The sequence below is a fragment of the Ottowia sp. SB7-C50 genome, from assembly GCF_033110285.1.
Classification (GTDB): domain Bacteria; phylum Pseudomonadota; class Gammaproteobacteria; order Burkholderiales; family Burkholderiaceae_C; genus Ottowia.
This window is the reverse complement of the sequence record NZ_CP136995.1, coordinates 852,713-867,705: the sequence shown is the minus strand read 5'-3', so window position 1 is coordinate 867,705 and position 14,993 is coordinate 852,713. Positions and strand designations below refer to the sequence as shown.

The 14,993-nt window shown below is 67.5% G+C and carries 15 protein-coding genes; 8 read left to right on the top strand and 7 right to left on the bottom strand.

What is annotated here, in order from left to right; genetic code table 11:
• Positions 1-89: 89 nt before the first annotated feature.
• The 3 genes from purH to dusB form a co-directional block, all read right to left on the bottom strand.
• Complete coding sequence (gene purH / locus R0D99_RS04180; RefSeq protein ID WP_317750121.1) at positions 90-1,721, bottom strand: bifunctional phosphoribosylaminoimidazolecarboxamide formyltransferase/IMP cyclohydrolase; 1,632 nt, start codon at positions 1,719-1,721, stop codon at positions 90-92.
• A gap of 207 nt (positions 1,722-1,928) precedes the next feature.
• Positions 1,929-2,162, bottom strand: a complete 234-nt coding sequence (locus R0D99_RS04175; RefSeq protein WP_317750120.1) for a Fis family transcriptional regulator — start codon at positions 2,160-2,162, stop codon at positions 1,929-1,931.
• Between the two features lie 4 nt (positions 2,163-2,166).
• Positions 2,167-3,204 carry a tRNA dihydrouridine synthase DusB gene (gene dusB / locus R0D99_RS04170; protein ID WP_317750118.1) on the bottom strand — a complete coding sequence of 346 codons (1,038 nt, stop codon included), beginning with the start codon at positions 3,202-3,204 and terminating at the stop codon, positions 2,167-2,169.
• Positions 3,205-3,335: 131 nt separating this feature from the next.
• Here dusB and R0D99_RS04165 point away from each other — a divergent pair, with 131 nt between their 5' ends.
• Both R0D99_RS04165 and alkB read left to right on the top strand, forming a co-directional pair.
• Positions 3,336-3,836, top strand: coding sequence for a YqaA family protein (locus R0D99_RS04165; RefSeq protein WP_317750116.1), 501 nt, complete (start codon positions 3,336-3,338; stop codon positions 3,834-3,836).
• 44 nt (positions 3,837-3,880) lie between these two features.
• Positions 3,881-4,546: a DNA oxidative demethylase AlkB gene (gene alkB / locus R0D99_RS04160; protein ID WP_317750115.1), complete on the top strand. Its 666-nt coding sequence runs from the start codon at positions 3,881-3,883 to the stop codon at positions 4,544-4,546.
• Positions 4,547-4,689: 143 nt separating this feature from the next.
• Here the strand turns inward: alkB and ychF are convergent, their stop codons facing one another.
• Positions 4,690-5,784, bottom strand: coding sequence for a redox-regulated ATPase YchF (gene ychF / locus R0D99_RS04155; RefSeq protein ID WP_317750114.1), 1,095 nt, complete (start codon positions 5,782-5,784; stop codon positions 4,690-4,692).
• Between the two features lie 24 nt (positions 5,785-5,808).
• On the opposite strand from ychF, the gene R0D99_RS04150 reads away from it, so the two are divergent.
• Together R0D99_RS04150 and R0D99_RS04145 are read left to right on the top strand one after the other, a co-directional pair.
• Positions 5,809-5,931, top strand: coding sequence for a hypothetical protein (locus R0D99_RS04150; RefSeq protein ID WP_317750113.1), 123 nt, complete (start codon positions 5,809-5,811; stop codon positions 5,929-5,931).
• A gap of 364 nt (positions 5,932-6,295) precedes the next feature.
• Positions 6,296-6,937 carry an IPTL-CTERM sorting domain-containing protein gene (locus tag R0D99_RS04145; protein WP_317750112.1) on the top strand — a complete coding sequence of 214 codons (642 nt, stop codon included), beginning with the start codon at positions 6,296-6,298 and terminating at the stop codon, positions 6,935-6,937.
• Between the two features lie 206 nt (positions 6,938-7,143).
• Here R0D99_RS04145 and R0D99_RS04140 read toward each other — a convergent pair whose 3' ends face one another.
• Entirely contained in the window at positions 7,144-8,022 is an 879-nt protein-coding gene (locus tag R0D99_RS04140) for an MOSC domain-containing protein (protein WP_317750111.1), read from the bottom strand.
• Positions 8,023-8,091: 69 nt separating this feature from the next.
• On the opposite strand from R0D99_RS04140, the gene R0D99_RS04135 reads away from it, so the two are divergent.
• The 4 genes from R0D99_RS04135 to R0D99_RS04120 all read left to right on the top strand — a co-directional run bounded on the left by R0D99_RS04135 (position 8,092) and on the right by R0D99_RS04120 (position 13,000).
• The gene (locus tag R0D99_RS04135; protein WP_416365966.1) at positions 8,092-9,225 is read left to right on the top strand and encodes an FAD-dependent monooxygenase; all 1,134 of its coding nucleotides are present in this window, start codon (positions 8,092-8,094) and stop codon (positions 9,223-9,225) included.
• A gap of 51 nt (positions 9,226-9,276) precedes the next feature.
• Positions 9,277-9,993 (top strand): DsbC family protein, encoded by a 717-nt coding sequence (locus tag R0D99_RS04130; protein WP_317750109.1) that lies wholly within the window; start codon positions 9,277-9,279, stop codon positions 9,991-9,993.
• 13 nt (positions 9,994-10,006) lie between these two features.
• Positions 10,007-11,827 (top strand): M61 family metallopeptidase, encoded by a 1,821-nt coding sequence (locus R0D99_RS04125; RefSeq protein ID WP_416365965.1) that lies wholly within the window; start codon positions 10,007-10,009, stop codon positions 11,825-11,827.
• 390 nt (positions 11,828-12,217) lie between these two features.
• Positions 12,218-13,000 (top strand): DUF3108 domain-containing protein, encoded by a 783-nt coding sequence (locus R0D99_RS04120; protein WP_317750108.1) that lies wholly within the window; start codon positions 12,218-12,220, stop codon positions 12,998-13,000.
• Between the two features lie 92 nt (positions 13,001-13,092).
• On the opposite strand, the gene paaK is transcribed toward R0D99_RS04120, so the two are convergent.
• Entirely contained in the window at positions 13,093-14,394 is a 1,302-nt protein-coding gene (paaK, locus tag R0D99_RS04115) for a phenylacetate--CoA ligase PaaK (RefSeq protein WP_317750107.1), read from the bottom strand.
• Positions 14,391-14,864 (bottom strand): hydroxyphenylacetyl-CoA thioesterase PaaI, encoded by a 474-nt coding sequence (gene paaI / locus R0D99_RS04110; protein WP_317750106.1) that lies wholly within the window; start codon positions 14,862-14,864, stop codon positions 14,391-14,393. The genes paaK and paaI overlap by 4 nt, the downstream gene beginning before the upstream one ends.
• Between the last annotated feature and the right edge of the window lie 129 nt (positions 14,865-14,993).

Here is a 14,993-nt window from a genome sequence, read left to right as displayed (position 1 = left end):
AGAGCGTGGGCTGTGGCGAGGATTTGCAACGCCGCAGAATGCCCCCATCCACAGTTGCCAGCGCTGCGAGGGGCCTGTTCAGCCTTGCCTCAGTGCCTGAAGTGCCGCACGCCTGAGAACACCATCGCCACGCCGCGCTCGTCGGCCGCGTCGATCACTTCCTGGTCGCGCATCGAGCCGCCGGGCTGGATCACACAGGTGGCGCCGTGGTCGATCACCACGTCCAGCCCGTCGCGGAACGGGAAGAACGCGTCGCTCGCCACCGCCGTGCCCTGCAGCGACAAGCCGGCGTGGCCGGCCTTGATGCTGGCGATGCGCGCCGAATCCAGGCGGCTCATCTGCCCCGCCCCCACGCCCATCGTCATACCATCCTTGCAGAAGACGATGGCATTGCTCTTGACGAACTTGGCCACGTTCCAGGCGAAGAGAAGGTCCTGCAACTGTTGATCGGTCGGCGCCTTCTTCGTCACCACTTTCAGGTCCGACAGCTTCAGCTCGTGGTTGTCGGCGGTCTGCATCAACAGGCCCGAGCCCACGCGCTTGACGTCGATGGCGTTCTGGCCGCGCGCCCAGTCGGTGGCGCCGTCGCGCTGCACGCCGGCCAGCGGAATGCGCAGCACGCGCACGTTGGCCTTGGCCTGCAACACGGCCAGCGCCTCGGGCGTGAAATCGGGCGCCATCAGCACCTCGACGAACTGCTTGGACACCGCTTCGGCCGCTGCACCATCGACCGGCACGTTGAAGGCGATGATGCCGCCAAAGGCACTGGTCGGGTCGGTCTTGAAGGCCTTCTGGTAGGCCTGCAGCGCGTCGGCACCCAGCGCCACGCCGCACGGGTTGGCGTGCTTGACGATCACGCAGGCCGCGGCCGCCCCCAGGGTCGCGTTCGGTCCCGTGTCGAACTGCTTGACGCATTCCCACGCCGCGTCGGCGTCGGCGATGTTGTTGTAGCTCAGTTCCTTGCCCTGCAACTGCTCGGCCGTGACGATGGAACCCGGCGCCGGGTACAGGTCGCGGTACAGCGCCGCCTGCTGGTGCGCGTTTTCGCCGTATCGCAAGTCCTGCAGCTTGACGAAGCGGCCGTTGCTTTGCGCCGAAAACAGGCCCCTGGCCGGCACGCCATCTGCGCCGTCAGCTTCGAAATCAATAGCGGACAGGTAATCGCTGATGGCCGCGTCGTAGTTGCTGATGCGGTTGAACGCCGCCACCGCCAGCCCGAAGCGCGTCTTGTCGGACAGCTTGCCCTGCTGGGCCTGCAATTCGGCCAGCACCGGCGCGTACTGGCTGGCGTCGGTCAGCACGGCCACGTGCTGCCAGTTCTTGGCCGCGCTGCGCACCATGGCCGGCCCGCCGATGTCGATGTTCTCGATCGCGTCGGCCAGCGTGCAGCCAGGCTTGGCCACTGTCGACTCGAACGGGTACAGGTTGATCACCACCACGTCGATGGTGCCGATGCCGTGGTCGGCCAGCGCCTGCATGTGCGCCGGCAGGTCGCGCCGCGCCAGCAGGCCGCCATGCACGGCCGGGTGCAGCGTCTTCACGCGGCCATCCAGCATCTCCGGAAAGCGCGTCACCTCGGCCACCTCGGTCACAGGCAGCCCCGCCTCCTGCAGCAATTTGGCCGTGCCGCCGGTCGACAGCAGGTTGAAGCCCAGCCCCACCAGCGCCGCCGCAAACTCGGCCACGCCCGTCTTGTCGGAAACGGAAATCAGTGCATTCATGACAACAAACGATAGTTAAAGATAAAACAGGCCGCCAGCGCCCACCAAATCAGCGCCGCCAGCTATCAAAACCAAAGCATCCCCTCACCGATGGCCGCGGAGCAGGCCAATCCAGCGAACGCCGCGGAAGGGCTTGGCCCGCCCGCTGGCGTTGTCCCCCCTTGCGAAGCAAAGGGGGGGAAGGCGCCGCAGGCGACTCAGGGGGGTTCACAACAACTTATGTTCGACCAGCTTCTTGCGCAGCGTGTTGCGGTTCATGCCCAGCCACTCCGCCGCGCGGGACTGGTTCTGCCCCGCGTGTTCCATCACCACGTCGAGCAGCGGCCGCTCTACCACGCGCAGCACCATGTCGTACAGCCCATCCGGCTCGGTGCCGCGCAGGTCGCGAAAGTAGGCCTGCAGGTTGTCTCGAACGCTCTCCTCGATGTCCTTCTTGCTCATGATGTCATCGGGCCTCCATCGCTCCCTCGGGCTGGGCGACGGGCGCCACGGGCAGGCGCTCGTGCCGGTCAGCCAGTTCCTCAAAATAATCGGCCACCACCTGCCACTGCAGGCCGGCGTCGTCCAGTGTGTTCATGCGCTCGCGAAACGCGGCGCCGTCCGGCAGGCCGCGCACATACCAGCCAATGTGCTTGCGCGCCGACCGCACCCCACTGTATTCACCATACAGCGCATAGTGGTCCTGCAGGTGTTCCAGCAGCGCGCGGCGCACTTCCAGCACCAGCGGCGGCGCCAGCGACTGGCCCGTCGCCAGGTAATGCGCGATCTCGCGAAAGATCCAGGGCCGGCCCTGTGCAGCGCGGCCAATCATCACCGCATCGGCGCCGGTGGCGCGCAGCACCGCTTCGGCCTTGGCGGGCGAATCGATGTCGCCATTGGCCACCACCGGCACCCGCAGGCGCGACTTCACTTCGGCGATGGTGTCGTATTCGGCCTGGCCCTTGTAGCCCTGCTCGCGCGTGCGGCCATGCACCGTGACCATCTGCACGCCAGCGCTTTCGGCGGCCAGCGCGATCGGCACCGCGTTGCGGGCGCTTGCGCACCAGCCGGTGCGCACCTTCAGCGTCACCGGCACGCCGCGCGGCGCGCAGGCAGCCACCACGGCCTCGATGATCTGCAGCGCCAGCGCTTCGTCCTGCATCAGCGCGCTGCCCGCCCATTTGTTGCACACCTTCTTGGCCGGGCAACCCATGTTGATGTCAATGATCTGCGCGCCGCGGTCGATGTTGTAGGCAGCGGCCTCGGCCATCATGGCGGCGTCGGTACCGGCGATCTGCACGGCGATGGGCCCGGGCTCGCCCGTGTGGTCGGCGCGGCGCGAGGTCTTCAGGGTGTGCCACAAGTCCCGCCGCGACGTCACCATTTCGCTGACCGCGTAGCCCGCGCCGAACGCGCGGCACAGCTGACGAAACGGCCGATCCGTCACCCCGGCCATCGGGGCGACGAACAGGCGGTTGGGCAGGCTGTGGGAACCGATCTGCATGATGAACAAGGCGCGCGCGTGTGCGTGGCCGGCAGGGCCGGAACGCGGCAGGGGAGCGCATTCTACCTGCCCAAAATTTCAGCAACCGAAACCCGCCGCCGCCCTGGCCCACCTGCCTACACTCTGGCCTGATGGAAGCGTGGATGCAACAACTGCTCACGGCGCTGGCGCTGCCGGAATACGGGCTGTCGACGGTCTTCGTGGTGGCCTTCGTGTCGGCCACGCTGCTGCCATTGGGCTCTGAACCGGCGGTCTTCGGCTTGATCAAGCTCAACCCGCACCTGTTCTGGCCCGCCATCTTGGTGGCCACGGCCGGCAACACGCTGGGCGGCGTGGTCACGTGGTGGATGGGACTGGGCGCCCACCGCGCCGTCGACCAGTGGCGCGACTCGCCCACGCACCTGCGCGCGCTCGACTGGCTGCGCCGCATCGGCCCGCGCGCGTGCTTCCTGTCGTTTCTGCCCGTCATTGGCGACCCGTTGTGCGCCGTGGCCGGCTGGCTGAAGATGCCGCTGCTGCCCTGCACCGCGTGGATGGCTGCGGGCAAGTTCGCGCGCTATGTGGTGATGACGGTGGCGCTGCTCCAGGTGTGGCCTGACAAGCTGTCGCTTGCTACACTGTTTGTAGCTTGATGCGCTTTATACACAAGCGCTGACGGTCATTTTTATGGTGTGAAATGCTTGACGGAGCCCCCAGCGCCGACCTGTTTGCCGACGATCCTCCGCAGACCGGCACCGCCCGGTTGGGACCGCAGGCCTACGTGCTGCGCGGCTTTGCGCTGCCGTGGCTCGACGCGCTGTGGCCGGCGCTGCAGTCGGTCATCACGCAGGCGCCCTTTCGGCACATGGAGACTCCCGGCGGCCAGCGCATGTCGGTCGCGCTGACCAACTGCGGCGCGCTGGGCTGGGTCAGCGACCGCCACGGTTACCGCTATACACCGCGCGATCCCGACAGCGGCCTGCCCTGGCCCGCCTTGCCGGCGCCGCTGGCTGAGCTGGCACGCGAAGGCGCCCGGTCAACCGGCTTCGGCCGCTTCGAGCCCGACGCCTGCCTGGTCAACCGCTACCTTCCCGGCGCGCGCCTGTCGCTGCACCAGGACCGCGACGAGCGCGACCTGTCGCACCCCATCGTGTCCGTCTCGCTCGGACTGCCCGCGCTGTTCATTTGGGGCGGCCTGCAACGCGCCGACCGCACCGAGCGCGTGCCCCTGCTGCATGGCGACGTGGCCGTGTGGGGCGGCGTCGACCGATTGCGCTTTCACGGCATAGCGCCGCTGCGGCAAGCCCACCACTCGCTGACCGGCGCCCAGCGCATCAACGTCACGCTGCGACGCGCCAGATAGCAGCAGCGGCAGTGAGCACCCGAACCAACCCCTTGGGCGCAAACCGATGTCGGGAACGCCGCGGCCGGACCCGCGCCGGCCGCAGGCGTTGTCCCCCTCCCGCAGGAGAAGGGGGAAGCGGCGTCAGCCGCTCAGGGGGGTGCCTACACATTAAACAGGAAGTTCATCACGTCGCCGTCCTTGACGACGTATTCCTTGCCCTCGCTGCGCATCTTGCCCGCGTCCTTCGCGCCCTGCTCGCCCTTGAACTGAAGGTAGTCGTCGAACGCGATGGTCTGCGCGCGGATGAAGCCGCGCTCGAAATCGCCGTGGATCACGCCCGCCGCCTGCGGCGCCGTGTCGCCGATGCGGATCGTCCAGGCGCGCACCTCCTTCACGCCGGCGGTGAAGTAGGTCTGCAGGCCCAGCAGCTTGAAGGCGGCGCGGATCAGGCGGTTCAGCCCCGGCTCGGTCTGTCCCATTTCTTCGAGGAACAGCGACTTGTCCTCGTCGCTCATCTCGGCCATGTCGGCTTCCATCTTGGCGCAGATCGCCACCACCGGCGCGTTCTGCGTGGCAGCGTACTCGCTCAGACGATCAAGGAAGGGGTTGTTCTCGAAGCCGTGTTCGCTCACGTTGCCGACGAACATGGCCGGCTTGGCGGTGATCAGGCACAACGGCCTGAGCAACGCCTGCTCTTCTTTCGAGAGCGTCAGCGTGCGCAACGGCTTGCCCTCGTCCAGCGCCGCTTGCACCGGGCCGAGCACCTTCAGCATCGCCGTGGCCTCTTTGTCGTTGCCCGACTTGGCGGCCTTGGTGTAGCGCTGCACGGCTTTTTCGACCGTGCCCAGGTCGGCCAGGCACAGCTCGGTCTGGATCACTTCGATGTCCGAAATCGGATCGACCTTGCCCGCCACATGAATCACGTTCGGATCCTCAAAGCAGCGCACCACGTTGACGATCGCATCCGTCTCGCGGATGTGCGCCAGAAACTGGTTGCCCAGCCCCTCACCCTGGCTCGCGCCCGCCACCAGGCCGGCGATGTCGACAAACTCGACGATGGCCGGCAGCACGCGCTCGGGCTTCACGATCTCGGCCAACTGGGCCAGACGCGGATCAGGCACCTCCACCACGCCCGTATTGGGCTCGATCGTGCAGAAGGGGTAATTCTCCGCCGCGATCCCCGCCTTGGTCAGCGCGTTGAAAAGCGTGGATTTGCCGACGTTGGGCAGCCCAACGATGCCGCATTGCAGTGCCATGGAATTCCTTTGTGGATCAACCCCTTGCGCACCATCGAGCCGAACACCGGCGTGGTGGAGGTGCCCGACCCGCGCTGTGCGCCACAAGCGCTGATCATCCGGGTGCGCGGCTCCGATTTCGAGGGATTTTGTCCTCGTTTTGCCTAGGGGAAAGTGATGGCGATTGTACTGATCACCGAGGCGCTGATGGGGCACCGCCGAGTGTTGCCGGTGCCCGCGAGGTGAGGCATGGCACGTTCGTTGCAGCCGCTTCTGAAGAGGGTGCGACCGTCCTAGGACGCAACAACCCAGCGGCCTCTCGGATGCGAAGAAAGTCCGCATTTGCGGCTTTTTTCGCACTCTATCAAGACGTTATGGTTGTTATTATGAGGCCGCTCATACACTCGGCACAGTGTTTCAGACAAGGCTTGAGCCCCCTCCATAGCGGCGAATGAACGGGGTATGTTGGAAGAACCAGATTCAATTTGACTCGCTCGAGCTTCGCACTCAACAGACACAGGAGCGCCAATCCATGAACTTCATCCGACGCTGGGCCGTCATGAAATGGCTGTTCACGCTCATGCTGCAGATGCTTTGCCTTGGATGGGCGACATCGGCGCATGCGCAAGACGGCACCACCACAGGGGCAACATGCGCGGCCATCAACAATACCGGCGGGGCACAAAAAACTGTTGTCGGCCCCGACAATGTGTTCACGGTGTCGACCAGCACCGGCGGCACCTTAAGGTTCTTGAGAACGATTTCATTGTTCACCCGTCCCGGCGACGCGTTCACTGTCACGCTGTCGCCTGGCGTGAGCGAAAGCGGCGCGCCCGCTCTGACGCCTGTTGCTACGGTAGCTCAATGGCGTTTGGAAACCTTTGATCCGGCGTTGATCACTTATGACCCACCGACGACCACCTATCCTCCCACCACCATCGTCGCTTCAGGGGGTACGCTGGGCAGCACACTGACGTACAAGGCGACTACGGCGGGTTTAACCCACTTGTTGATCACAGTCGACCAGCTGGATGGGTACGCCACGCTCACTGCAGGCTGCACCAACCCGACGTCGGTGCCGACCTTGAGCCAGATTGCCCTGGCCTTGCTGGGGCTGTTGGTGGCGGTGGCGGCCGTGCGCAGTAACGCAGGCCGACACGGCCTGAAGCCATGAACAGAATCCGCACGATCGAACGTGGCAATTGAATAGGCTGGAAGAGTTGGTCTAAAAGGCCACGTTCCGAGCTTGCGGTCTCCGCCTAAAAATAGGCAGGCAGCGCAGGATGGATGGACCCTATGGGCACGTCGGAACCTTTTCTTAAATGAAATCGGCATCTTGCGCTTGGCAGACAAGCGTCTATAGCTACACTAAAAATAGCATCAATCAAAATGCCAATCTGCGCTGACCGCGTCCCCCACGCGCAGGGTGAGCCCGGCGCCGCGCACGATGACCGCGTTCATGCCGAACGTCAGCGCGCCGTCCAGGCGCGGATCGGCGCGGTAAGCGCGCAGCGCCTCCAGCACCTCCGGCGACGATTCGCCGGTGGACGGGTCGACGTTGGGGATGGGGCAGCGCGGGCAAGGCTTGACTGGGCGCAGCACCACGATCTCGCCCTCGGGCGTGGCAATGCGCAGTTCGGCCAGCCGGTCCTCGTCGTGCGCCTCCAGGCCTGACAGCACCAAGTTGGGACGAAAACGCTCCATGCCGACGGCGGCGTGGCCCGCCAGCGCCAGCCGGCGGTTCAGCTCGTCCAGCGAGGCTTCGCTCACCACCAGCAGCGGAAAGCCGTCCGCAAACTCGACCGGCGCGTCGATCTCGCCCGTCCACTGCTTCGACGCCAGCCGCGTCACATCGGGATCGAAGCGCGCCAGCCGCAGGCCGGGTCGGCCCAGAAAGTCGCTGAACCACTGCCCCGCCACATCGCCCATGTCCCAGGCGTTCAGCTCGTCCTTCCACACCTGCACGCGGGTGGGTTTTTCGACCTCGTTGATGCCCAGATGCAGCGCCAGCATGCCGGGCGCGCGCAGCACGACTTCCAGGCGCCTGATCTGCGGCCGCACCAGCGCCATGCGCGGCGCGTCGCGCTGGGTGACGAAGCGGCCCTGCGCGTCGACCACCATCCAGGCCCGGTCCAGGTCGAGTCCGGTGTCCGTCAGCTGCGCCTCGCGCAGCGCCACGCCGGCGCAGGATTTGACGGGGTGGACGAACAACCCGCTCAGGGTGGCTTGCAGGTCGGCAGGGGTAGGCGTGGAGCTCATCGGCGTCGTTGGGCCAAAAGGGATGAAGCGGCCCATTGTCGGCCATGGGCGCCGCCTACAATGGCCCGCATGGCCGCTTCCACTCATGACGTATGCATTCGCGGCGCGGGCATCGTGGGCCGCACGCTGGCCCTGCTGCTGGCGCGCCAGCGCCTGCGCGTGGCCCTGGTCTCGCCGGCGGCCGACCCGGCCAGCGGGCATGGCGACGTGCGGGCGTACGCGCTCAGCCCCGCCTCACGCACGCTGCTGCAAGGCCTGCGCTGCTGGCCCGACGAGCGCGCTGCGACGCCGGTGCTGGCCATGCAGGTGCACGGCGATCAAAGCGGCGCGACCGAGTTCAGCGCCGATGCACTGGACGTGCCCGCGCTCAACTGGATCGTCGACGTACCCGCGCTCGAGCGCCTGCTGGCCGAGGCGGTGCGCTATCAAAGTGATATCGACTGCGTGACCGCGCCGGTCGCCGCGCCGCTCACCGTGGTGTGCGAAGGCCGCGCCAGCCGCACCCGCGCCGAACTGGGCGTCGAATTCGACACCACGCGCTACCCGCAGCACGCCATCGCCACACGGCTGGACTGCGAGCGCCCGCACGGCCAGGTGGCGCGCCAGTGGTTCACGGCCGATGGCGACATCGTGGCATTCCTGCCGCTGGACGGCGCACAAGGCCACCAGGTCGCCGTGGTCTGGTCGGTGCGCACCGAACGCGTGGCCGAGCTGCAGGGGCTGGACGACGCCGCCTTCGCCGCGCGCCTGCACGACATCAGCGGACAGGCGCTGGGTGCGGTGCAGCTCATCGCGCCGCGGGCCAGTTGGCCGCTGCTGCTGGCGCGCGCCACGCGCTGGGTGGGCGCCATGCCAGGCCGGCCGGGCGAAAGCTTTGCGCTGGCGGGCGACGCCGCCCATGCCATGCACCCGCTGGCCGGCCAGGGCCTCAACGTCGGCCTGGGCGATGCCGCAGAACTGGCGCGCGTGCTGGGCGAGCGCGAGGCCTGGCGGCCCGTCAACGATTTGAAGCTGCTGCGCCGCTACGAGCGCGCCCGCCAGGGCGACTGGCTGCGCATGAGCCTGGCCACCGACGGCCTGCAGCAACTGTTTGGCCGCGCCGAGCCGGCCGCCGTGCTGCTGCGCAACTGGGGCATGGCCGCCTTTGATGCCAGCGGACCGATCAAGCGCCGCATCGCCCGGCTGGCGATGGGAACTGCCTGACGCCTGCGCCGCTCTCACCTGTCTTTTTGTCTGTCTGACCGAATTCATACCATGAAACCTTTTGCTTTGCTGCGCACCGGCCTGACGGCCCTGGCCTTAGCGCTGCCGCTTGTCGCGGCCGCCCAAGAGGCCACCATCCGCAAGAACTTGGCCGACCGCGTGCCGGGCCTGGCCGACATCGACGAAGTGCGCAAGACGCCAATGAACGGCCTGTTCGAAGTGCGCGTCGGCACCGAAATCCTGTACACCGACGCCGAAGGCAACTACCTGCTGCACGGCAACCTGCTGGACACCAAGACGCGCAAGAACCTGACGGAAGAGCGCGTCGAGAAGCTCACGGCCATCGACTTCAAGGACCTGCAGCTGAAGAACGCCTTCACCACCGTGCGCGGCAACGGCAAGCGCAAGCTGGCGGTGTTTGCCGACCCCAACTGCGGCTACTGCAAGCGCTTCGAGAAAGACCTGGCCAAGATCAACAACGTCACCGTCTACACCTTCCTGATCCCGATCCTGGGGGCCGACTCGGTCACCAAGTCGCGCCAGGTCTGGTGCAGCGCCGACAAGACCAAGATCTGGGACGACTGGATGCTGCGCGAGCAAGCCCCCAAGGGCGAAGCCGCCTGCAACACCGAGGCGCTGGACGCCAACCTGGCGTTTGCGCGCAAGTACCGCATCACCGGCACGCCGACACTGGTGTTCGAAAACGGCTCGCGCGTGCCGGGCGCCATCAACACGCAGCAGCTCGAGGAGCTGCTGGCCAAGCGCTGACGCCCGTTTGCCCGTGGCTCGCCGACCCACCGCTTCCACGCCACCGCCGCCCGCGCCGGTGCGCCATGAGGTGCGCGTGGCCAGCCTGGCGGGCCACCGCTTTGGCGTGCGCATCGTCATTGCGCGGCCGGTGGCCACGCAGCGCGTGTCGCTGCCGGCGTGGATCCCCGGCAGCTACCTGATCCGCGAATTCGCGCGCCACCTGCAGCCCCTGCACGCCACGCAGGGCGCCGCCGAACTGCCCTGCCGCCAGATCGACAAGGCCACCTGGGACATCGACTGCGACCCGCGCCGGGCGCTGACGCTGAACTACGAGGTCTACGCCTTCGACGCGTCGGTGCGCACCGCCTGGCTGGGCGATGCGCGCGGCTTCTTCAACGGCACCAGCCTGCTGCTGCGCGTGCACGGGCAAGAAGACGAGGCGCACGAGCTCACCGTCCGCGCGCCCGCGGGCCGGCGCGACTGGCGGCTGGCAACGTCGATGACGCCAGTGACGGTCGACGCGCGCGGCTTCGGCCGCTACCGCGCGGACGGCTACGACGAACTGGTCGACCACCCGGTCGAGATGGGCGCTTTCTGGCAGGGCGATTTTCGCGTTGCTGGCGTGCCGCACCGCCTGGTGGTCAGCGGCGCGCCCGCTTCGTTTGACGGCGCGCGGCTGCTGCGCGACACGCAACAGGTTTGCGAAGCGGCCGTCCGCTTCTGGCACGGCGGGGGCAAGCCGCCGTTCAAGCGCTACGTGTTCCTGCTGAACGTGATCGACGACGGCTACGGCGGGCTGGAACACCGCGCCAGCACGGCGCTGATCTGCGGCCGGCGCGATCTGCCGCGGCACGATTCGCCCGCCAGCGCGGCGCGCGTGGGCGACGGCTACATCACGCTGCTGGGCCTGATCAGCCACGAATACTTTCATGCCTGGAACGTCAAGCGCCTGCGCCCCGCCGAGTTCACGCGCTACGATTATCAGAGCGAGAACCACACGCGCCTGCTGTGGTTCTTCGAAGGCTTCACCAGCTATTACGACGACCTGCTGCTGCGCCGCGCCGGCCTGCTGGACGACGCGGGCTACCTCAAGCTGCTGACCAAGACCGTGAACCAGGTGCTGCAGGCGCCGGGCCGGCAGGTGCAGTCGGTGGCGCAGGCCAGCTTCGACGCCTGGCTGCGCTACTACCGCCCGGACGAGAACACGCCCAACAGCACCATCAGCTACTACACCAAGGGCGCGCTGGTGGCGCTGTGCTTCGACCTGACCCTGCGCCAGGAAGGCCGCACCACGCTGGACGAGGTGATGCGCGCGCTGTGGCAGCGCTGCCAGGGCGGCCCGATGACGGAAGACGACTTTGCCCACACGCTGGCCGAAGTGGCCGGCCGCCGCTTCGACCGCGAGATCGCCGACTGGGTGCACGGCACGGGCGAGCTGCCGCTGAAGGCGCTGCTGCAAGCCCAGGGCGTGCAGGTGCTGGAAGAGCCTTCGCAACTGGCGCAGACGCTGGGCCTGCGCGTGGCCGAGGGCGACGGCCTCGTCACGCTGAAGATGGTGCTGGACGGCAGCGCCGCCGCGCAGGCCGGGCTGGCCGCGGGCGACGAATGGCTGGGTGTGGAAGTGCCCGCCACGCCGCGCACCAAGAATGCCGACGCCACCGAGGTATCGGCCTGGCGCCTGACCAAGCTGGACGACCTGCCGCTGTACGCCGGCATGGCGCGCCAGGTCACGGCGCTGGTGGCGCGCGACCGGCGCCTGCTGCGCCTGCCGCTGGCGCTGCCTGAAAAATCCACCACCTGGCGCCTCGCCGCGCGCGAGCACGCCGACGCCAGCGCGTGGCCCGCCCGCTGACGCCCCGTCCCGCACGGCAGGCGCGCGCCCTGCTGGTCACCACCGTGCTGGTGGTGGTGTTGCATGCGCTGGCCTGGGTCGCCCTGTCGCTGCTGCTGCGACCGCCCAGCATCCTGAAGGACGTGGCCCCGCCCTTCTACACCCGCACCATCGCGCCCGAAGCGCCCCCGGCCGCCGTGGCGGTGACGCCCGCCGCGCCAGCCGCCAAGCCGAATCGGCCCAGCGCGCGCATTACTACTGCGAAGGCCGCTCCTAAAAACAAAGCAAAGACGTCCGCGGCTGAACCGCCCCAGGTGGCGCAGGCGCCCACCCCCCGCGGCCTCGGCCGAGGAACCGGCCGCCAGCGAAGCGCCAGCGTGGGCCGAAACGCCCCACGCGACCGAGCCACCCGTGCCGCCCGCGCAGGTCGCGTCGGCCAGCGCACCGGCGCAGCCGTCGGCATCAGCCCCCGCGTCCACACCGGAGGCGCGCCCCGGCACGGCGGTGGCCGCGGCTTCGGCGGCAGCGTCGGCCAGCGGCACCGACACCGCCTTCCTGCGCCAGTGGCCGGGCGACACGCGGCTGAAATACCAGCTGGGCGGCAACTACCGCGGCGAACTGCGCGGCGATGCGCGCGTGCTGTGGCAGCGCGAGGGCACGCGCTATCACACGTCGGTGCAGCTCGACATGGGCCTGCTGCTGTCGATGAGCCTGACCAGCCAGGGCGAGATCACCCCCACGGGCCTGCAGCCGGGCGCGTACGAAGAGCAGGTGGGCAAGCGGCGCCGCAGTGTGCGGCTGGGCGAGGACGTGCGGCTGGACAACGGCGAGCGCGTGTCGCGCCCCAACGCCGTGCAGGACGCCGCCAGCCAGTTCGTCGAGCTGAGCCACCGCTTCGCCACCGGCCAGCTGAAGGCCGTGCCCGGCACGCAGATCAACTTCTGGCTGGCGCGCCCCGGTGGGGTGGACGAATGGACCTATGACGTGGTGGGCGAGGAAACGCTGCAGCTGCCCAGCCTGGGCGCGGTGCAGGCGGTGCACCTGAAGCCGCGCCCGCTGGCCAAGCCGCGCGGGCCCATCTCGGCCGAGATCTGGTATGCGCCCACGCTGCAGTTTCTGCCCGTGCGCATCCGCCTGACGCAGGGGCCGGACACTTACATCGACCTGCTGGTGGATTCCATCGAACAGCGCTGATGCTATATTTTATATAGCTATATACGCTTACCAGAACAGCGCACGGGCCGTATTCGACACCGAAACGAGCCGCCCCGCAGCCTGGCGCGCACTCACTTCTTGCGCAGGTCCACCACGCGCCGCGCCTTGCCGACGCTGCGCTCGATGCCGCCTTCGCCCTTGAGGTCGATCTCGACGCTGCTGCCGACGTAGACCTTGATTTCGTGCTGCAGCAGCTTGGCCGCCGAGCGTGCGGCAATGCCGGCCGGGTCGACGCCCGGAGCACATTCAATGGCGACCTTCAGGTTGTCCATCGGCCCTTCGCGCGTCAGCACGCACTGGTAGTGCGGCGACAGTTCGGGCCGCTTGAGGATCAGCTCCTCGATCTGCGTGGGGAACACGTTGACGCCGCGGATGATCATCATGTCGTCCGAGCGGCCGGTGATCTTCTGCATGCGGCGCATGGTGCGCGCGGTGCCGGGCAGCAGCCTGGTCAGGTCGCGCGTGCGGTAGCGGATGATGGGCAGTGCCTCTTTCGTCAGGCTGGTAAAGACCAGCTCGCCCTCGGCCCCGTCGGGCAACACTTCGCCGGTGTCGGGGTCGATGATCTCGGGGTAGAAATGGTCTTCCCAGATGGTCGGGCCGTCCTTGGTCTCGACGCATTCGTTGGCGACGCCGGGGCCCATCACTTCGGACAGGCCGTAGATGTCGACCGCGTCGATGCCCATGCGCTGCTCGATGGCGCTGCGCATTTCGTTGGTCCACGGCTCGGCGCCAAAGATGCCGGTGCGCAGGCTGGTGGAACGCGGGTCGATGCCCATGCGCTCGATCTCGTCGGCAATGGCCAGCATGTAGCTGGGCGTGACCATGATGATCTCGGGCTTGAAGTCCTGGATGAGCTGGATCTGCTTTTCAGTCTGCCCGCCGCCGAAGGGCACCACCGTGAGGCCCAGCTTTTCGGCGCCGTAATGCGCGCCCAGGCCGCCGGTGAACAGGCCGTAGCCATAGCTGATGTGCACCATGTCGCCCGGCCGCGCGCCGCTGGCGCGGATGCTGCGCGCCACCACACCGGCCCAGGTGTCGATGTCCTTGAGCGTGTAGCCGACCACCGTGGGCTTGCCGGTGGTGCCGCTGCTGGCATGAATGCGCGCACACTGCGCGCGCGGCACGGCGAACATGCCGAAGGGGTAGCTGTCGCGAAGGTCCTTCTTGGTGGTGAACGGAAACTTCGCCAGATCGGAGAGCTGCTTGCAGTCATCCGGGTGCACGCCCGCTTCGTCGAACTTGGCGCGATAGATGGGCGAGTGGTCGTAGGCGTGCTTCAGCGACCACTGCAGGCGCTGCAACTGCAGCGCGCGCAACTCGTCGATGCTGGCTTTCTCGATCGGCTCCAGGGGAAAGCTGGCGGCGCTCATGAGGTCTCCTTGGGTGGTTCGTCCGCGGGAATCACCGTGCCGCTGATCTGCGTGCTCTTGCCGCGAAACAGCGCCACGGTCTGGCCCTTCTGGTTGCTAACACGGATGTCGTAAATGCCGTGCCGGCCGGCCAGGCTCTGCTCGAAGCCTTCGGCGGTCAGCACGTCGCCTTCGTGCGCCGGGCGCAGAAATTCGATGCTGCAGCCATTGGCCACGGTGTTGTGGTTGCGGCTGTTGCAGGCGTAGGCAAAGGTGGAATCGGCCAGCGTGAAGATGAAGCCGCCGTGGCAGATTTTGTGGCCGTTGAGGTGCAGGGGCCTGACCACCATGCGCATGGTGGCGCGGCCGGGCGCGCAGGCCAGCAGTTCCATGCCCATCGTGTCTTTCGATGCCGCGTCCAGCGCGTACATCGATTCGCCCACACGGCGCGCCAGTTGCTGTGCTTCCACGTCCGTCAGGTGTGAACTCATGTCAGCACCCCAAAAAACAGACGGCCGCGGAGCAGGCCATGCCAGCGAACGCGGTGGAGCGGGCTTGGCCCGGCCACCCGCGTTGTCCCCCTGGAGGGGGAAGGCGCCGAAGGCGACTCAGGGGGGTGC

Excerpts from the sequence above, each read along its gene's own strand:
- purH (WP_317750121.1), bottom strand. The coding sequence starts at position 1,721 with ATGAATGCACTGATTTCCGTTTCCGACAAGACGGGCGTGGCCGAGTTT.
- R0D99_RS04175 (WP_317750120.1), bottom strand. The coding sequence starts at position 2,162 with ATGAGCAAGAAGGACATCGAGGAGAGCGTTCGAGACAACCTGCAGGCC.
- dusB (WP_317750118.1), bottom strand. The coding sequence starts at position 3,204 with ATGCAGATCGGTTCCCACAGCCTGCCCAACCGCCTGTTCGTCGCCCCG.
- R0D99_RS04165 (WP_317750116.1), top strand. The coding sequence starts at position 3,336 with ATGGAAGCGTGGATGCAACAACTGCTCACGGCGCTGGCGCTGCCGGAA.
- alkB (WP_317750115.1), top strand. The coding sequence starts at position 3,881 with ATGCTTGACGGAGCCCCCAGCGCCGACCTGTTTGCCGACGATCCTCCG.
- ychF (WP_317750114.1), bottom strand. The coding sequence starts at position 5,784 with ATGGCACTGCAATGCGGCATCGTTGGGCTGCCCAACGTCGGCAAATCC.
- R0D99_RS04145 (WP_317750112.1), top strand. The coding sequence starts at position 6,296 with ATGAACTTCATCCGACGCTGGGCCGTCATGAAATGGCTGTTCACGCTC.
- R0D99_RS04140 (WP_317750111.1), bottom strand. The coding sequence starts at position 8,022 with ATGAGCTCCACGCCTACCCCTGCCGACCTGCAAGCCACCCTGAGCGGG.
- R0D99_RS04135 (WP_416365966.1), top strand. The coding sequence starts at position 8,092 with ATGGCCGCTTCCACTCATGACGTATGCATTCGCGGCGCGGGCATCGTG.
- R0D99_RS04130 (WP_317750109.1), top strand. The coding sequence starts at position 9,277 with ATGAAACCTTTTGCTTTGCTGCGCACCGGCCTGACGGCCCTGGCCTTA.
- paaK (WP_317750107.1), bottom strand. The coding sequence starts at position 14,394 with ATGAGCGCCGCCAGCTTTCCCCTGGAGCCGATCGAGAAAGCCAGCATC.
- paaI (WP_317750106.1), bottom strand. The coding sequence starts at position 14,864 with ATGAGTTCACACCTGACGGACGTGGAAGCACAGCAACTGGCGCGCCGT.